Source organism: Gillisia xinjiangensis (genome assembly GCF_046298265.1).
Classification (GTDB): Bacteria; Bacteroidota; Bacteroidia; order Flavobacteriales; family Flavobacteriaceae; genus Gillisia; species Gillisia xinjiangensis.
Genome location: NZ_JBKAHK010000122.1, coordinates 1 through 525 on the forward strand (window position 1 = coordinate 1; position 525 = coordinate 525).

The window sequence follows — 525 nt, forward strand, 5'->3', positions numbered from 1 at the left end:
TGAGAAATTCTCAAGAGCTCTCGCGATCTTCGCGTTTGAAAGTCGCCCTTCATGCAGCCAATCCTAACCCATGATTAGAGAATTTCTCAAACGTATCCGGATCGCCGGCACGGCGCCGGGGACGCCGCCGGGCCGACCGGCCCAGGGTTTGGCGCGGGATCTGTTGGAGCTGCAGAAGGGCGGGCCGCCGGGGGCCGGCGATCAGGCGCTCGGCATCCTGCTGCTGCGCGACCCGCCCCAACAACAAAAATCCCCGGGGCCGCGGCGGGCCCCGGGGACTGGCGAAAAGCGTCCGTTAAGCCGCGGGGTCTGCCCCGGCCGAAAGCGCGAGGCTTAATCCGCCGCGTCGGCCTTGCGGGCACGGTCGACGATGGGATTCTCCAGCGCGCCGATACCGCCGATCTCGCAGCGCACGCTGTCGCCGTGGCTCATGTAGCGCGGCGGCTTGAAGCCGATGCCCACGCCCGCCGGCGTGCCGGTGGCGATGACGTCACCGGGCAACAAGGTGATGCCGGCCGACAGCGT

1 protein-coding gene is annotated in these 525 nt (G+C 68.0%); it reads right to left on the bottom strand.

What is annotated here, in order from left to right; genetic code table 11:
* Positions 1–333: 333 nt before the first annotated feature.
* Positions 334–525 (bottom strand): fumarylacetoacetate hydrolase family protein (locus ACKGJN_RS16795; RefSeq protein ID WP_409540716.1); only part of this gene is annotated, 192 nt, incomplete at its 5' end.